The organism is Nocardioides lijunqiniae (genome assembly GCF_015024225.1).
In the GTDB taxonomy this organism is placed as follows: Bacteria; Actinomycetota; Actinomycetes; order Propionibacteriales; family Nocardioidaceae; genus Nocardioides; species Nocardioides lijunqiniae.
On the sequence record NZ_JACJGM010000040.1, the window covers coordinates 1 to 14,353 of the forward strand.

Sequence of the window (14,353 nt, forward strand, 5' to 3'; positions counted from 1 at the left end):
TTCGCCGGTCGACCGGCGAATCTGGACCTTGACCGCTGAAACTTCGTCGGTCCAGGGTGAGTTTCGCCGGTCGACCGGCGAAACTCACCGCCGCTCAGCGCTCCCCCGCGACCGATTGCCCCACGACATCGGGAATGAAAGCGGACGCGAGTCCGTTTGCACCATCGTTGACACTTCAACCACCCGACCAGAGGAGATCCCCATGAGCAGCGACTTCGACCCCAGCACCACCGTCATCGACGACATCGCCGGCGACTACACCATCGACGCGAGCCACTCGCGCCTCGGCTTCGTCGCGCGCCACGCGATGGTGACCAAGGTCCGCGGCCACTTCGGCGACTTCGGCGGCACCGCCCACATCGACACCGCCAACCCGGCCGCGTCGAACGTCTCGCTCACGATCAAGACCGCCAGCGTCACCACCGGCAGCCCCGACCGCGACGGCCACCTGGTCTCCGCCGACTTCTTCGACGCCGAGAACAACCCCGAGATCACCTTCGCCTCCACGAACGTCTCCCGCGACGGCTCCGACTGGACCATCGCCGGCGACCTGACGATCAAGGGCACCACCAAGCCCGTCACGATCGAGTTCGAGGAGACCGGCTCGGCCCGCGACCCGTTCGGCAACCTCCGCGTCGGCTTCGAGGGCTCCACGACCCTCAACCGCAAGGACTTCGACCTGACCTGGAACGCCGCCCTCGAGACCGGCGGCGTCCTCGTCTCCGACAAGATCAAGCTCGAGCTCGACATCTCGGCCATCCAGAACGCCGGCTGACGCACCACCTCCCACTGACCCGCCAGGTACGCCTGGCGGGTCAGTGCGCATTTCGGGGACGCCCCGACGGAAAATCGGGTGCCGGGGCGACCCGGTCGCCGCTTGAATGCCGCCATGCACGCACGACCCGAGATCACCGGCCTGCCCGAGGGCTACACCTCCCGACCGCTCCGCCTCGACGACGCCGCCGCGGTGACCGCGGTGATGGCCGCGCAGGAGCTGCACGACGTCGGCGAGGTCGTGATCGAGGAGGCCGACATCGTCGCCGACTGGCAGCGCCCCTCCTACGACGTCACGCAGACCTCCGTCGGCGTCCTGCACGACGACCGGCTGGTCGGGTACGCCGAGATCACCGGCGGCGACCGCGGCGACGCGGCCGTGCACCCCGACCACCGCGGGCGCGGGATCGGCACCGCCCTGGCCCGGTGGATGCAGGACCTCGCGCGGGCGCAGGGCAAGCCCGTCGTCGGCATGCCGGTGCCGCAGGGCTCGCCGGCCGACCGGCTGCTCGAGGCGTTGGGCTACCACGTGCGGTGGACCAGCTGGGTCCTCGAGCTGCCCGACGGCAGGACCGTGCCCGAGCGCCGGCTCCCCGACGACTACGCGCTGCGCGAGGCCACCGAGGCCGACCACGAGGCGGTCTGGACCGTGCAGGAGGACGCGTTCCTCGAGTGGTCGGAGCGGGAGCGGGAGCCGTTCGAGGACTGGCGCGCCGGCGTACCGCTGCGACCGGGTTTCGAGCCCTGGAACCTGCGGGTGGTCACCGATCCCGACGGCGACATCGTGGCGATCGCGCTGATCCACCTCACCGGGGAGGGCTCCGCCCGCGAGGGGTACGTCGACCGGCTGGCGACGCGGCGCGACCAGCGCGGCCGCGGGCTGGCGCAGGCGCTGCTGGTCGACGCCTTCGCGGCGGCGCGGGAGCACGGTGCGGCGCGGTCGACGCTGTCGACGGACTCGCGCACCGGCGCGCTCGGGCTCTACGAGAAGGTCGGCATGGAGGTGACCTCGGTGTGGGTCAACCGCGCCGTCACGCTCGCCGCGGCTACCTAGAACCTGTTCCACTTCTCTGCCAGGGTGAGCCGCATGGCCCACTTCGTCACCCGCTACGACTTCCGCGCCCCGGGCGCCGACCCGGCGACCCGCCAGGAGATCTTCGGGCGCGCGATCGAGCAGGCGGCCTACATCGACGAGCACGGCGAGGACGCGATCATGCTCTCCGAGCACCACGCCTCCGACGACGGCTACCTCCCGAGCCCGATCCCGGTCGCGGCGGCCGTCGCGGCGGTGACCAGCCGGGTGCCGATCACGATCTCGGCCTTGTTGGCCAACCTCTACGACCCGGTCCGCCTCGCCGAGGACATCGCGGTGCTCGACCACCTCTCCCGCGGGCGGGTCAGCTACACGATCGGCCTGGGCTACCGGCCCGAGGAGTACGAGCACCTCGGCCGGCCCTGGTCGACCCGCGGCGCCGACCTCGAGGCCGCGATCCTGGTGCTGCAGCGGGCCTGGCGCGGCGAGGCGTTCGAGCACGAGGGCCGCACGGTGCGGGTGACGCCCGCGCCGTACTCCCAGCCGCACCCCGTCCTGTTCTACGGCGGCGGCTCGCTCGCCGCGGCCCGTCGCGCGGCGCGGCTCGGCCTGCACTTCGCCCCCCAGCACGGCGACCCGGAGCTGCACGCGGCCTACGAGGAGGCGTGCCGCTCACACGGCCGGGAGCCCGGGCTCGTTCTGCGCTCGCCACGCGGTCCGGCCAACGTCTTCTGCGCCGACGACCCCGACGAGTTCTGGGCGACGTACGGCCACCACCTGCTCGCCGACGCGACCGGCTACGCCGCCTGGCGCGGCACCGACCAGCGCTCCTACGTGCAGGACGACTCCGCCAGCGTCGAGGAGATGCGCAAGGCCGGGGTGTACGTCGTGCTGACCGCCGACCAGCTCGTCGAGCGCTGCCGCAGCAAGGAGATCCGGCTGGTCACCAGCCATCCTGCGTGCGGCGGGCTGCCCGCCGAGCCGTCGTGGGAGAGCGTGCGCCTGATCAGCGAGGTGGTGCGACCCGCGCTGGCCGGCTGAGCCTCCCATGACGGATGTCATGGGGAAGGGGTGTGCGAGCACGGCAGACCGATGACGGCGCGCACTGCCGCGGGCGCTCGCGGCGCGGCACCGTGGAGGCATGGACACCACGACCTCCTCGCGACCCGGCCCACGCCCCGGCCCACGAACCAGCCGTCCGTCCGGCTCCGTCGCCGACGAGCCCGCGATCCTCGTGCGCGACCTGCGACGCACCTACGGCTCCGGCAAGCAGGCCTTCGAGGCCGTGCGCGGCGTCGACCTCGACGTCGAGGCCGGCACCGTGAGCGCCCTGCTCGGCACGAACGGCGCCGGCAAGACCTCCACGATGGAGCTGATCGAGGGGCTGGGCCGGCCCAGCGCCGGCGAGGTCCGGGTGCTCGGCCTGGACCCCGTCGCCGACCGGGCCGCCGTGCGCCGCCGCCTGGGGATCCTCCTGCAGCGCAGCGGCTTCTCCGGCGACCTCAGCGTCCTGGAGACCCTGCAGATGTGGCACAGCACGCTCAGCCGGCCGCGGCCGGTCGCGGACATGCTCGACGCGCTGCGGCTCACCGGGCGGGCCGACACCCGCGTCGTCGGCCTCTCCGGCGGCGAGCAGCGGCGCCTCGACCTGGCCTGCACGCTGATGGGCGACCCCGACGTCGTGCTGCTGGACGAGCCGACCACGGGCCTGGATCCCGAGAGCCGGCGCGACGTGTGGTCGCTGATCCGCGGCCTGCGCGACGGCGGCACGACCGTGCTGCTCACCACCCACTACCTCGACGAGGCCGAGGCGCTGGCCGACGAGCTCGCCATCATGCACGAGGGGCGCATCGTGCGCCGCGGGACCGTGCCGCAGATCGTCGAGGGGCACCCCTCCGTCGTCCGCTTCACCACCCCCGACCGGGCCCTGCCCGACCTGCTCGGCACGGCCACCACCGAGCGCGGCCTCACCGTCGTCGAGACCGACGACCTCCAGCGCACGCTGACCGCGCTGCTGACCTGGGCCGACGGCCACGGCGTCCGCCTCGCCGACCTGTCCGCCCGCACCGCCACCCTCGAGTCGGTCTTCCTCGCGGTGGCCGACCAGGAAGGAAGCACCCGATGAGCACCTCCACGCCCTCGACCACCCCGCCCGCCGCCCCGGACCCGTCGGCCTCCTCGGCCTCCTCGGCCTCGTCGGCCCCGTCGGACCCGTCGGAGACCACCGAGCCGGGCCGGTACGCCGTGTCGTGGCGGCGGGTCGCCGGCCTGGCGCGCGCGAACGTGCTGCTGATGACGCGCAACCGGCTTACGCTGCTCTACGGCCTGGTCCTGCCGCTGCTGCCCCTGCTGCTGCTCCTCACCGGTGAGCGCGGCGACACCGCGATCGGCGCCAGGGCGGTCACCAGCGCGCTGCTGACCGCCCTGCTCTTCCCCGTCTACTACAACATCCTCTCGCTGGTGGTCTCGCGCCGCGACGAGCTCGTGCTCAAGCGGCTGCGCACCGGCGAGACGCGCGACTCCGAGCTCGTGGTCGCGCTGTCCCTGCCCGGGGTCGTGATCGCCGTCGTCCTCTCCGTCCTGACGCTCGTGGTCGGCCTCGTCGGCGGCCTGCCGACGCCGGCCAACGCGCCGCTCTACCTGCTCGGCATGCTGGTCTCCTCGGCGATGTTCGTGGCGTTCGCGTTCTGGACCGCGGCCTGGACCAAGACAGCCGAGTCGGCGCAGATGACGAGCCTGCCGGTCATCGCGCTGGCCGTCGTCGGCACCATGTCGGCGGCGTTCCCGGAGCGCTTCGCCGAGATCGTCGAGCGCACCCCCACCGGTGCGCTCCGGGAGCTGGTCGACGTCTCGTGGTTCGGGGAGGACGGCGCACGCAGCGTCGGCTTCGTCGACAGCTGGGCCGCGGCCGGGGAGCCGATCCTGGTGCTGCTGGGGTGGACGGCGGTGGCCGTCTGGCTCGCCGCCCGCTCGCTGCGCTGGGAGCCCCGCACCTGATCTCCGTAGGCTGACGGCCACGGGCGGCACCAGCAGCGGGAGGGGAGCACGATGGCAGGCACGCGGCAGGGCGGCGCGCGGGGATGGCCCTGGCGCAGCTGGTCCGACCTGAGCGAGGTCGAGCGCGTCGACGTCTACACCCGCCAGTCGCTGTACCTGCTGCTCTGGGCCTCGCTGGCCTTCACCCTCGTCGGCGCCCTGCCCGAGGCCGACGAGGTCACCCCGCGGCTGGTCGCGGTCCTCGCCGCGGCGCTGGTCCTCGGTCTCCTCGGCACCCGCGCGCTCACCGCCGTGGCCGACCTGTACCCCGCCGAGGGCCCCCTCCCCTGGCGGCAGGTCGGGCCGCTCCTGGCGGCCTGCGCCGTCGCCGTGGCGGTCGTGGTCACCTGGGCCGGCGACCTCCGCAGCGCAGCAGGGGCCGGCATCTGGGTCGTGCTCGCCTGGTCGCTCGGCGGGCTGCGCGGCCGGATCCCGAGCGCGGTCCTGCTCGCGGTCCTGACCGTGCTGCCGGCCGTCGTCACCACCGAGTGGTGGGCCTTCGCCTACGGGCTCGTCACCGGGGCCTTCTTCCTCTTCACGTGCCGGGTGTCGCTGTGGCTGCTGGGCGTCGTCACCGAGCTCGACGCCGCCCGCACCGCCCAGAGCGCGCTGGCCGTGGCCGAGGAGCGCCTGCGCTTCTCCCGCGACGTGCACGACGTGCTCGGACGGCGGCTCTCGACGATCGCGGTGCAGGCCGAGCTGGCCGCCACGCTCGCCGGTCGGGGCGACGAGCGCGCCGCGCCCCGGATGCTCGAGGTGCGCGGCATCGCCCACGAGGCCCTGCGCGAGGCCCGCGAGCTCGCCCGCGGCTACCGCCCCACCGACCTGGGCCAGGAGCTCGAGGGAGCCCGCTCGCTGCTGCGCTCCGCCGGCATCGGCGCCCAGGTGGACGTCGAGGGTCTCGACCCGTCGTGGCACGAGCCGGCCGCCTGGGTCGTGCGCGAGGCGGTCACCAACGTCCTGCGCCACTCCAGCGCCACGACCGTCGCGATCTCGTACGCCGGCGACGTCCTGGAGGTCCGCAACGACGGCGCCGGCGGGCCGGTCGGCGACGCCGGCACCGACGGCAGCGGGCTGTCCGGGCTGCGGGCCCGGCTCGCCCCGCGGGGAGCGACGGTGGAGGTCGAGCACGACCCGCCGTCGTTCGCCGTGCGCGTGCGGATGCCGGCGCCCGCGCTGACGGGGGCGCCGTCGTGATCCGCCTCCTCGTCGCCGACGACGAGCACCTGATCCGCACGGCCCTGGCGCAGCTGCTCGGCCTGGAGGACGACCTGGAGGTCGTGGCCGAGGCCGCGAGCGGCGCCGAGGCGCTCGCCGCCGCCGTGAAGGCGCAGGTGGACGTGGCGATCCTGGACCTGCAGATGCCCGAGCCCGACGGGATCGCCGTCGCGGAGCGGCTGGCCACCGAGCTGCCCGGCTGCCGGGTCGTCATCGTGACCAGCCACGGCCGGCCCGGCCACCTCAAGCGGGCGCTCACCGCCGGGGTCCGAGGCTTCCTGCCCAAGACGACGTCGGCGGCCACGCTGGCCGACGTCGTGCGCCAGGTGCACTCCGGGGGCCGGTACGTCGACCCCGAGCTGGCCGCGGAGGCCATCGGGGCCGGCGACTGCCCGCTGACCCCGCGCGAGGCGGACGTCCTCGAGCTGGCCGCCGACGGGGCGAGCATCGAGGAGATCGCCCAGCGCGCCTCGCTCTCGCCGGGCACCACCCGCAACTACCTCTCCAACGCCGTCGCCAAGCTCGGCGCCGCCAACCGGCACGAGGCCTTCGTCAAGGCGCGTCGGCTCGGCTGGATCTGAGCCTCAGCGGCCGTCGCCGACCTCGACGGTGGTCGTGACGGTGGTGACCGACGGTCGGCGCGGGGTCGAGGAGAAGCCGAACCGCGGGGGCGGGTCGAGCGGCGCGAGCGCCCCGAGGTCGCGACCGTCGTAGGCGCCGGTGAGCGAGACGACCGCGCGGTTGTCGGTCGCGCCGTACCACTCGCGGCGGTCGCCGCCGGCCGTCCCTCGCGTGCGCACCCCGCGCACCAGCACCCGGGCGACCGGGTCGGTCAGCGCGGAGAACCACGGCGCCTGCGCGACGACCCGCGGCACGCACCGGACCAGCAGTCCGAGCCAGGTGCGTCGTCCGGTCGACCAGTCGAGCGCGAGCGACGCCGACCGCAGCCGCCGGCGGTCGCCTTCCACGTCCACCTCCACCGGCTCGACGCGGACCTCGTCGAACACGTAGGTCGTGGCCACGAAGTCGGCCACCTCCTCGGTCGGCGCGACCAGCACGCGGTGCCCGCCGGGCAGCTCGACCATGGCGTCGGAGAAGGAGCCGTACGGCGACTCCGGCCAGTGCCCCACGACCACGCGGACACCGCTCGTGCTGCCGAGCCCCGAGATGGACCCGCGGAAGCGACGGCGCTCGCGCCGCTCGCCCCGGCGGGTCATCGGATCGGGGCGCCCGAGACCGTGCGCGCGATGACGAGGCGCTGGATCTCGGAGGTCCCCTCGAAGATCGTGTAGATCTTGGCGTCGCGCGCCATCCGCTCGACGGGGTACTCCCGGGTGAAGCCGTTGCCCCCGAGGATCTGCATGGCGCGCTCCGTGACCCGCACTGCGGTCTCGCCCGCGAACAGCTTGGACATCGAGCCCTCGGCCTTCTCGAACCGCCTGCCCTGCCGGGCCATCCAGGCCGCGCGCCACACGAGCAGCCGCGACGCCTCGATGGAGGTGGCCATGTCGGCGAGCATGAACGCGATCGCCTGGTTCTCGATGATCGGCTTGCCGAACTGCTCGCGGGTCCGCGCGTAGTCCAGCGCCACCTCGTACGCCGCCCGCGCGATGCCGATCGCCTGCGCGCCGACCGCGGGACGGGTGCGCTCGAACGTCGCCATGGACGCGTTGCCGGACGAGCTCGCGCCGTGGCGCGCCTTGGCCAGGCGGGCGTCGAGCCTCTCCTTGCCGCCGAGCAGGCAGCGGCCGGGCACCCGCACGTCGTCGAGGACGACCTCGGCGGTGTGGGACGCGCGGATGCCGTGCTTGGCGAACTTCTGGCCCTGGCTGAGGCCCTTGGTGCCCGGCGGCACCACGAAGCTGGCCTGCCCGCGGGTGCGCAGGTCGGGGTCGACGACCGCGGTCACGACGTGGACGTCGGCCAGGCCGCCGTTGGTGGCCCAGGTCTTGGTGCCGGTGATGACCCACTCGTCGGTGGCCTCGTCGTAGCGGGCGCGGGTGCGCATGGCGCCGACGTCGCTGCCGGCGTCGGGCTCGGAGGAGCAGAAGGCGCCGAGCTTGAGGTCGCCGGGCTCGCCGAACATCTGCGGCACCCACTCGCCGACCTGCTCGTCGGTGCCGTTGGCGCGCACCCCGGCCGCGGCGAGCGCCGTACCGCAGATGGCCAGGCCGATGCCGGCGTCGCCCCAGAACAGCTCCTCCATCGCGACCGGGATGCCGAGGCCGGTCTCGTCGAAGCTCTGGGTGGCGAAGAAGTCCAGGGAGTAGATGCCGGCCGTGGCCGCCTCCTCGAGGACCGGCCAGGGGAACTCCTCCCGCTCGTCCCACTCGTGGGCGGCGGGGCGGATGACGTCGGCGGCGAAGGTGTGGAGCCAGTCGCGGAGCTCGACGTGGTCGGGGCCGAGCTCGAAGGAGGGTGTCGTCACCTACCCGAGAGTAGCCAAGCGCGCCGCCGGCCCGCCGAGGATCTCGGACGGGCCGGCGGGTCGTGCGGTCAGCGGGTGGCGGTCACTCGGCCGGGGTCTCCGGGTCGGTGCCGTCGGCGAGGATCCCGTAGAGCTTGCGGCGGGTGTCGACGAGGACGCCGACCGCCGCGCTGCGCTGGCTCTCGGAGCCGGAGCTGACGATCTGCCAGACCGCGCCCATGACCTGCCCGATCTCGGACTTGATGTCCGCCGAGCCGGACTCGGCGCCGTCGGGCTGCTCGCGGGTGAACGGGGCCCAGACCGCGGTGAGCTCGTCGGCGTGCTCGGCGACGTACGTCGCGCCCTCGGCGGTGAGCCGCAGGCTGCGGCGACCGCGCTCGTCGTCGGCCTCGACCAGGCCCTCGTCCTCGAGCTGCTGGATGGTCGGGTAGACCGATCCCGGGCTCGGGCGCCAGGCGTCGTTGCTCTTCTCGGCGATGGCCTGGATGACCTGGTAGCCGTTGACGGGCTCCTCGGCCAGGCCGGCCTCGCGGAGCACGTCGAGGATCGCGGAGCGCACGTCCCCGCGGCGTACGCGGGGGCCGCGGCGGCGCTCGTCGGGCTCGCCGAGCCCGAAGAGGCCGGCCAGCCAGGGCGGGCCCTGGTGGCCGGAGCGGCCGCCGCCCCAGCCTCCGCCGGCCCAGCCGCCGCGGTGGCCCTCGGGGCCTCCGGGTCCGCCGTGGCCGCGTCCGCGGTGCTGCTGCCAGGGGCTCTGCGGCCCGTCGGCCCACTCGCCGTTGAAGCCGTCGTTGCGTCGTTCGTGTCGGTTGCGTCGGGGGTGTCCCATGTCGCAACTCCTTCCGTGTCGGATCGCGGTCTGCCTGACGTCCGTATGACTGTCGGCGACTGTTCGCGATATATCGTTACTGTACGCCGGAAGGAGGACCCGCACAAGGGGTCGCCGTGTGCAGCCCGGTGAGGACCCTCAGCGGGCGAGCCAGGCGGCGTAGGCGTCGAAGGTGTAGGGGCGGCCGAGGAAGTCGGCGACGAGGTCGGCGGCGTCCTTGCTGCCGCCGGGGGCGAGCACGCGGTCGCGGTAGCGGGCGGCCGTCTCGGTGTCGAAGAGGTCCTCGGGGTCGAAGGCGCTGAAGAGGTCCTTGGCGATGACCAGCGACCACATGTAGGTGTAGTAGGCCGAGCTGTAGCCGCCGAGGTGGCCGAAGCTGGCGAACATGTGGGTGCCCTCGATGTAGGGGAACGGCGCGTACCTCTCCTGCAGCTGGCGGGTCTTCGCGGTGAGGTCGTCGGGGCGCTCCTGGTGGAACCAGTAGGACATCGAGGCGTAGAACATCTGCTGGCGCGCGAGATAGCCCTTGCCGAAGTCGTCGCCGCGGCGCATCCGCCCCACCAGGTCGGCCGGGATCGGCTCGCCGGACTCGTCGGTCGCGAACGTCCTCAGCACGTCGGCGTCCCAGGCCCACTCCTCGAGCATCTGGCTGGGGGCCTCGACGAAGTCCCACTCGGTGCTGACGCCGGCGAAGCGGGTCCACCGCCCGCGACCGCCGAGCACGTGGTGGACCAGGTGGCCGAACTCGTGGAAGAGCGTCACGACGTGGTCGTGCTCCATCAGCCCGCGCGAGAAGTTGCACACCAGCACGCCCTCGGACAGCTGCCGGCCGCCGACGCCCTCGGTGAGGGTGAACTGCGCCGCGTGCTTGTACTTGCCCTCGCGCGGGTGCAGGTCGAGGTAGATCCGGCCGAAGGAGTCCGCGGCGTCGCCCTCGGCGGCGTCGAACACGTCGTACGCCGTCACGTCGTCGGCCCACAGCGTGGCGTCCGCGACCTCCTCGTAGCGCAGCCCGAAGAGCCGTCCGGTCACGTGGAGCAGCCCCTGGCGCACCTTGTCGAACGCGAAGTAGGTGCGGACCTGCTGGGCGTCGACCTGGAGCTGCTCCTTGCGGACCAGCTCCTCGTAGTAGGTGGCGTCGGCGCCGGTGATCGCCGTCGCGTCGGGGTGGTCCTGGCGGAACCGGTCGAGCAGGATCGTGAGGTCGCGGCGCATCGGCTCCTCGGCCGCGGCGGCGATCCGCTCGATGAACTCGGGGATCGCGGGGCCGGTGCCGATCATCTTCACGTCGGCGTCGTAGGAGGCCCAGTCGTCGTAGCCGACCAGCGTCGCGAGCTCGTGGCGCAGCGCGAACATCTCCTTCAGCAGCGCGTCGCTCTCCGGCCAGCCGCGGTTGAGGAAGGCCATCGTCAGCTCGCGGCGCACGTCGGCGTCGTGCGCGAACATCCGCACCGGCACCACGTCGGGGTAGTCGGTCGTGACCGTGACCAGCCCGTCGTCGTCGGCGGGGTGCGCCTCGAGCCAGTCGGCCGGCAGCCCGTCGAGCCGCTCGGGCGCCACCCGCACGGTGCGGACGTCGTCGCGCACGACCTTGCCGAACTCCTGGTCGAGCTCGGTCACGCGCTCGTTGATCGCGGCGATCCGGGCGCGGGTCTCGTCGTCACGGTCGACGCCCGAGCGGCGGAAGTCGTCGAGGACCTTGGTGAGCAGCCGGGTGGCCTGCTCGTCCAGGCCGGACGCGTCCAGCCCGGCGAACACGTCGTAGAGCCCGCGGTCCAGGCTCAGCTCGGTCACCAGCCGCTGCACGTCCTGCTCGGCGGTCTCCGCGGCGTCGCGGACGTCCTCGAGCGGGTGCACGTTCGACAGCAGCGAGCCCATCGCGGCGACGTTGCTCAGCTGGAGGCTGACCTCGTCCCACTGGCGCAGCGCGTCGAGGGCGTCGGTCGGCGGCGTGTCCCGCAGCCGCTGCACGAGCTCGCGCGCGCCTGCCAACCCCTCCTCCGCGCGGGTCCGCACCCAGTCGTGGGCGGCGTCGGCGGCGGGCAGGTCCAGGGGGCGAAGGCTCACCCGCCCAGCCTGCCACGCGCGCCTCGCCCGTTCGAGGTGGTTTCGATCCCCCGTGGGTTGAGGAAGGCGCACAGCGCCTGTCTCGAAACCTCGTGAGCCGACCGGGGTTTCGAGACAGGACTTCGTCCTTCCTCAACCACCGGGGGCGGTCAGCCGGCGAGCTGGTCGCGGCGGCGGGTGAGGTAGGCGCGCTCGGCGGGGTTGGCGGTGGCGTCCAGCGCCGCGTCGTACGCCGCCCGCGCGTCGGCCGAGCGGCCGAGGCGGCGCAGCAGGTCGGCACGGGTGGCGTGGAAGGCGTGGTACGTCGCCAGGGCGGGCTGCCGCGAGGGCAGGCGGTCGACCTCGGCGAGCGCGACCTCGGGGCCGTCGAGCTCGGCGACGACCACCGCGCGGTTCAGCGCGACCAGCGGGCTCGGGTCGAGCGCGTAGAGCTGGTCGTAGAGCGTGGCGATCTGGGACCAGTCGGTGTCGGAGGCGGTGGGGGCGTCGGTGTGCACGGCGTTGACGGCGGCCAGCAGCTGGTAGCGCCCCGGCCGACCGACGGCCAGGCACTCGCGCACCAGCGCGTGGCCCTCGGCGACCAGGGCGCGGTCCCAGCCGCCGCGGTCCTGCTCGGGCAGCGGCACCAGCTCGCCGCCGGCCAGCCTCGAGGGACGACGGGCCTCGATGAGCAGCATCAGCGCGAGCAGCCCGGTGACCTCGGGCACCGTCGGCAGCAGCCGGTGCAGCAGGCGGCCGAGCCGGATGGCCTCACCGGTCAGCTCGTCGCGGATCGGGGTCTCGGCGGAGCCGGACAGGTAGCCCTCGTTGAAGACGAGGTAGACCACCGCCATCACCGCGGAGACCCGGGCCGGGAGGTCCTCGGCGCCCGGCACCCGGAACGGGATGCCGGCGTCGCGGATCTTGGCCTTGGCGCGGGTGATCCGCTGCGCCATCGTCGTCTCCGGGACGAGGAACGCCTGGGCGATCTCGGCGACGGTCAGCCCGCCGAGGAGCCGCAGCGTCAGGGCCACCCGCGCCTCGGGGGCGAGGGCGGGGTGGCAGCAGGTGAAGACCAGCCGCAGCCGGTCGTCCTCCACGACGCCCGTGGGCTCGTGGGGCGTGTCGTCCTGGATCATCAGAGCCGCCTGGTGCTTGGCGTCGCGTCGCTGCTCCCGACGGATGCGGTCGATGCCCTTGCGGGCCGCGGTGGTGGTCAGCCAGGCGCCCGGGTTGGGCGGGGTGCCGTCCACGGGCCATCGCTCGAGCGCCACCACGAGCGCCTCGCCCGCGGCCTCCTCGGCGGCGTCGATGCCGCCGAGGCGACGGACGAGGGAGGCCACGACGCGGCCGTACTCCTCGCGGAAGATCCGCTCGATCGCGTCGTGGGCGGTGCCGTCGGGCGCCTCGCTCACGCCTCCGGCTCGTCCTGGAAGGGACGGATCTCGACCTTGCCCTGGCAGGCCTTCGAGCCCTCGATCGCCCAGGCGAGCGCGGCGTCGTGGTCGGCCGCCTCGATGACCCAGAAGCCGCCGAGGTACTCCTTGCTCTCGACGTAGGGGCCGTCGGTCACGACCGGCGCGTCGCCGGTGTTGTCGACCGTGGTCGCCTGGTCGATCTGCTGGAGACCGCCCGCGAACACCCACGCGCCCTCGGTGCGCAGCCGCTCGTTGAAGCGCTCCACCGCCTCGAAGATCGGCTGGAAGTCCTCCATCGAGCGGGTCTCGGCGGCGTCCTCGTCGACGTTGCCGTGGACGGAGAGCAGGTACTGGGTCATGGGGTTCCTCCTGGGTGCGGTGGCGGGCGTCGCCCGCCTCTCACTGCCTCTACGAACGAGGCAGGGCAGCTACGACACCACCCTGCCAGAAACGCCGTATCGGCCGATCGTGCTCGCGGCGCCTATCCTTCACCGTGACCTCTTCCTCCTCCCGACGCGGCGCGTGGCTGCGCCCCGGCACCGTCCTCACCGCGCTCGCGCTCACGGCAGGCCTCCTCGCCGGCGCCGGCACGTCGGCCCGGGCGGAGCGGGCGGTCCCCGCGGCCGCCGAGAACACCACGGCCGCCACCCCCGCTGCCACGCCTGTCCGGACGACGGCGGCGGCCCGCGCCCGCGACCCCCGCAGGACGCGCGCCCTCTACCGCGACCCGAAGTCGTCGGCGGCCCGGCAGGGCGCCGCGTACGCCGCCATCGGCCGGCGTCCCGCGGCCCGGTGGTTCACCAACGAGGCCTACCCCCAGCGCAGGATCACCGCGGCGGTGCGCGGCCACCTCACCCGCTCGACGCGCGCCCGGCGCACCGCGACGATGGTCGTCTACGCGATCCCGCACCGCGACTGCGGGCAGTACTCCTCCGGCGGGGTGGCCAACGCGAAGGCCTACCGCCGCTGGGTGACGGCGTTCGCCCGCGGTATCCGCGCCGTGCGCGGCAGCAAGCCGATCGTGGTCCTGGAGCCGGACGCCATCGCCCAGTACGGCCAGGCCAGCTGCGCCAGCCCCCGCGACCGCCTCGCGTCGCTGCGCTTCGCCACCCGCACGCTGACCCGCGCCGGCGCGTGGGTCTACCTCGACGCCGGCCACTCCAACTACACGCCGTACGACACCCGCCCGGCCATGCTCAAGAGCGCCGGCGTCGCCTACGCCCGCGGCATCAGCACCAACGTCGCCAACTTCCGCCCGCTGGCCGACGAGAAGGCCTACGCCACGCTGATGGTGCGCCAGCTGCGCGCCCTCGGCGTCCGCGGCACGCGCTACGTCGTCGACACCTCGCGCAACGGCGCGTCCCAGCCGGTCGCCGGCGACGTCATCAACCCGACCTGGGCCCGCCTCGGCACGCGTCCGCGCCTGGCCTTCCAGGGCGCCTTCGACGGCACGCTGTGGGTGAAGAACCCCGGCGAGTCCGACGGCACGACCAACGGCGGCCCGGCGGCCGGTCGCTGGTGCGACCTGCTGGCCGACCGGCTGCTCGGCCGGGGCGAGGGCAACGGCTGCTGAC

General features: G+C 73.8%; 14 protein-coding genes. 8 read left to right on the forward strand and 6 right to left on the reverse strand.

Annotation, left to right across the window (positions count from 1 at the left end):
- Window positions 1-202 precede the first annotated feature (202 nt).
- The 7 genes from IRQ30_RS19960 (at window position 203) to IRQ30_RS19990 (ending at window position 6,642) form a co-directional block, all read left to right on the forward strand.
- Complete coding sequence (locus IRQ30_RS19960; protein ID WP_193607647.1) at window positions 203-775, forward strand: YceI family protein; 573 nt, start codon at window positions 203-205, stop codon at window positions 773-775.
- A gap of 114 nt (window positions 776-889) precedes the next feature.
- Window positions 890-1,828 carry a GNAT family N-acetyltransferase gene (locus IRQ30_RS19965; RefSeq protein ID WP_193614661.1) on the forward strand — a complete coding sequence of 313 codons (939 nt, stop codon included), beginning with the start codon at window positions 890-892 and terminating at the stop codon, window positions 1,826-1,828.
- 33 nt (window positions 1,829-1,861) lie between these two features.
- Entirely contained in the window at window positions 1,862-2,848 is a 987-nt protein-coding gene (locus IRQ30_RS19970; RefSeq protein ID WP_193614662.1) for an LLM class flavin-dependent oxidoreductase, read from the forward strand.
- 100 nt (window positions 2,849-2,948) lie between these two features.
- Complete coding sequence (locus IRQ30_RS19975) at window positions 2,949-3,932, forward strand: ABC transporter ATP-binding protein (RefSeq protein ID WP_193614663.1); 984 nt, start codon at window positions 2,949-2,951, stop codon at window positions 3,930-3,932.
- Window positions 3,929-4,804 carry an ABC transporter permease gene (locus IRQ30_RS19980; protein ID WP_193614664.1) on the forward strand — a complete coding sequence of 292 codons (876 nt, stop codon included), beginning with the start codon at window positions 3,929-3,931 and terminating at the stop codon, window positions 4,802-4,804. Before IRQ30_RS19975 ends, IRQ30_RS19980 begins: the two co-directional genes overlap by 4 nt.
- 51 nt (window positions 4,805-4,855) lie before the next feature.
- Complete coding sequence (locus tag IRQ30_RS19985) at window positions 4,856-6,040, forward strand: sensor histidine kinase (protein ID WP_193614665.1); 1,185 nt, start codon at window positions 4,856-4,858, stop codon at window positions 6,038-6,040.
- Window positions 6,037-6,642, forward strand: a complete 606-nt coding sequence (locus IRQ30_RS19990; protein WP_193614666.1) for a response regulator — start codon at window positions 6,037-6,039, stop codon at window positions 6,640-6,642. Before IRQ30_RS19985 ends, IRQ30_RS19990 begins: the two co-directional genes overlap by 4 nt.
- A gap of 3 nt (window positions 6,643-6,645) precedes the next feature.
- On the opposite strand, the gene IRQ30_RS19995 is transcribed toward IRQ30_RS19990, so the two are convergent.
- The 6 genes from IRQ30_RS19995 to IRQ30_RS20020 all read right to left on the reverse strand — a co-directional run bounded on the left by IRQ30_RS19995 (window position 6,646) and on the right by IRQ30_RS20020 (window position 13,138).
- Window positions 6,646-7,278, reverse strand: coding sequence for a hypothetical protein (locus IRQ30_RS19995; RefSeq protein WP_193614667.1), 633 nt, complete (start codon window positions 7,276-7,278; stop codon window positions 6,646-6,648).
- On the reverse strand, window positions 7,275-8,489 hold the full coding sequence (locus tag IRQ30_RS20000) for an acyl-CoA dehydrogenase family protein (protein ID WP_193614668.1): 1,215 nt from the start codon (window positions 8,487-8,489) through the stop codon (window positions 7,275-7,277). The genes IRQ30_RS19995 and IRQ30_RS20000 overlap by 4 nt, the downstream gene beginning before the upstream one ends.
- An 82-nt stretch (window positions 8,490-8,571) precedes the next feature.
- Window positions 8,572-9,315 (reverse strand): PadR family transcriptional regulator, encoded by a 744-nt coding sequence (locus tag IRQ30_RS20005; RefSeq protein WP_193614669.1) that lies wholly within the window; start codon window positions 9,313-9,315, stop codon window positions 8,572-8,574.
- A gap of 138 nt (window positions 9,316-9,453) precedes the next feature.
- Window positions 9,454-11,382 (reverse strand): M3 family metallopeptidase, encoded by a 1,929-nt coding sequence (locus tag IRQ30_RS20010; RefSeq protein ID WP_193614670.1) that lies wholly within the window; start codon window positions 11,380-11,382, stop codon window positions 9,454-9,456.
- Window positions 11,383-11,531: 149 nt separating this feature from the next.
- Window positions 11,532-12,776, reverse strand: a complete 1,245-nt coding sequence (locus IRQ30_RS20015) for a sigma-70 family RNA polymerase sigma factor (protein WP_193614671.1) — start codon at window positions 12,774-12,776, stop codon at window positions 11,532-11,534.
- Window positions 12,773-13,138 (reverse strand): YciI family protein, encoded by a 366-nt coding sequence (locus tag IRQ30_RS20020; protein WP_193614672.1) that lies wholly within the window; start codon window positions 13,136-13,138, stop codon window positions 12,773-12,775. The genes IRQ30_RS20015 and IRQ30_RS20020 overlap by 4 nt, the downstream gene beginning before the upstream one ends.
- Before the next feature lie 134 nt (window positions 13,139-13,272).
- On the opposite strand from IRQ30_RS20020, the gene IRQ30_RS20025 reads away from it, so the two are divergent.
- Window positions 13,273-14,352, forward strand: a complete 1,080-nt coding sequence (locus IRQ30_RS20025; protein WP_193614673.1) for a glycoside hydrolase family 6 protein — start codon at window positions 13,273-13,275, stop codon at window positions 14,350-14,352.
- The last annotated feature ends 1 nt before the right edge of the window (window position 14,353 follow it).

Coding starts and splice junctions, on each gene's coding strand:
- IRQ30_RS19960 (WP_193607647.1), top strand. CDS start 203: ATGAGCAGCGACTTCGACCCCAGCACCACCGTCATCGACGACATCGCC.
- IRQ30_RS19965 (WP_193614661.1), top strand. CDS start 890: ATGCACGCACGACCCGAGATCACCGGCCTGCCCGAGGGCTACACCTCC.
- IRQ30_RS19970 (WP_193614662.1), top strand. CDS start 1,862: ATGGCCCACTTCGTCACCCGCTACGACTTCCGCGCCCCGGGCGCCGAC.
- IRQ30_RS19975 (WP_193614663.1), top strand. CDS start 2,949: ATGGACACCACGACCTCCTCGCGACCCGGCCCACGCCCCGGCCCACGA.
- IRQ30_RS19980 (WP_193614664.1), top strand. CDS start 3,929: ATGAGCACCTCCACGCCCTCGACCACCCCGCCCGCCGCCCCGGACCCG.
- IRQ30_RS19985 (WP_193614665.1), top strand. CDS start 4,856: ATGGCAGGCACGCGGCAGGGCGGCGCGCGGGGATGGCCCTGGCGCAGC.
- IRQ30_RS19995 (WP_193614667.1), bottom strand. CDS start 7,278: ATGACCCGCCGGGGCGAGCGGCGCGAGCGCCGTCGCTTCCGCGGGTCC.
- IRQ30_RS20005 (WP_193614669.1), bottom strand. CDS start 9,315: ATGGGACACCCCCGACGCAACCGACACGAACGACGCAACGACGGCTTC.
- IRQ30_RS20020 (WP_193614672.1), bottom strand. CDS start 13,138: ATGACCCAGTACCTGCTCTCCGTCCACGGCAACGTCGACGAGGACGCC.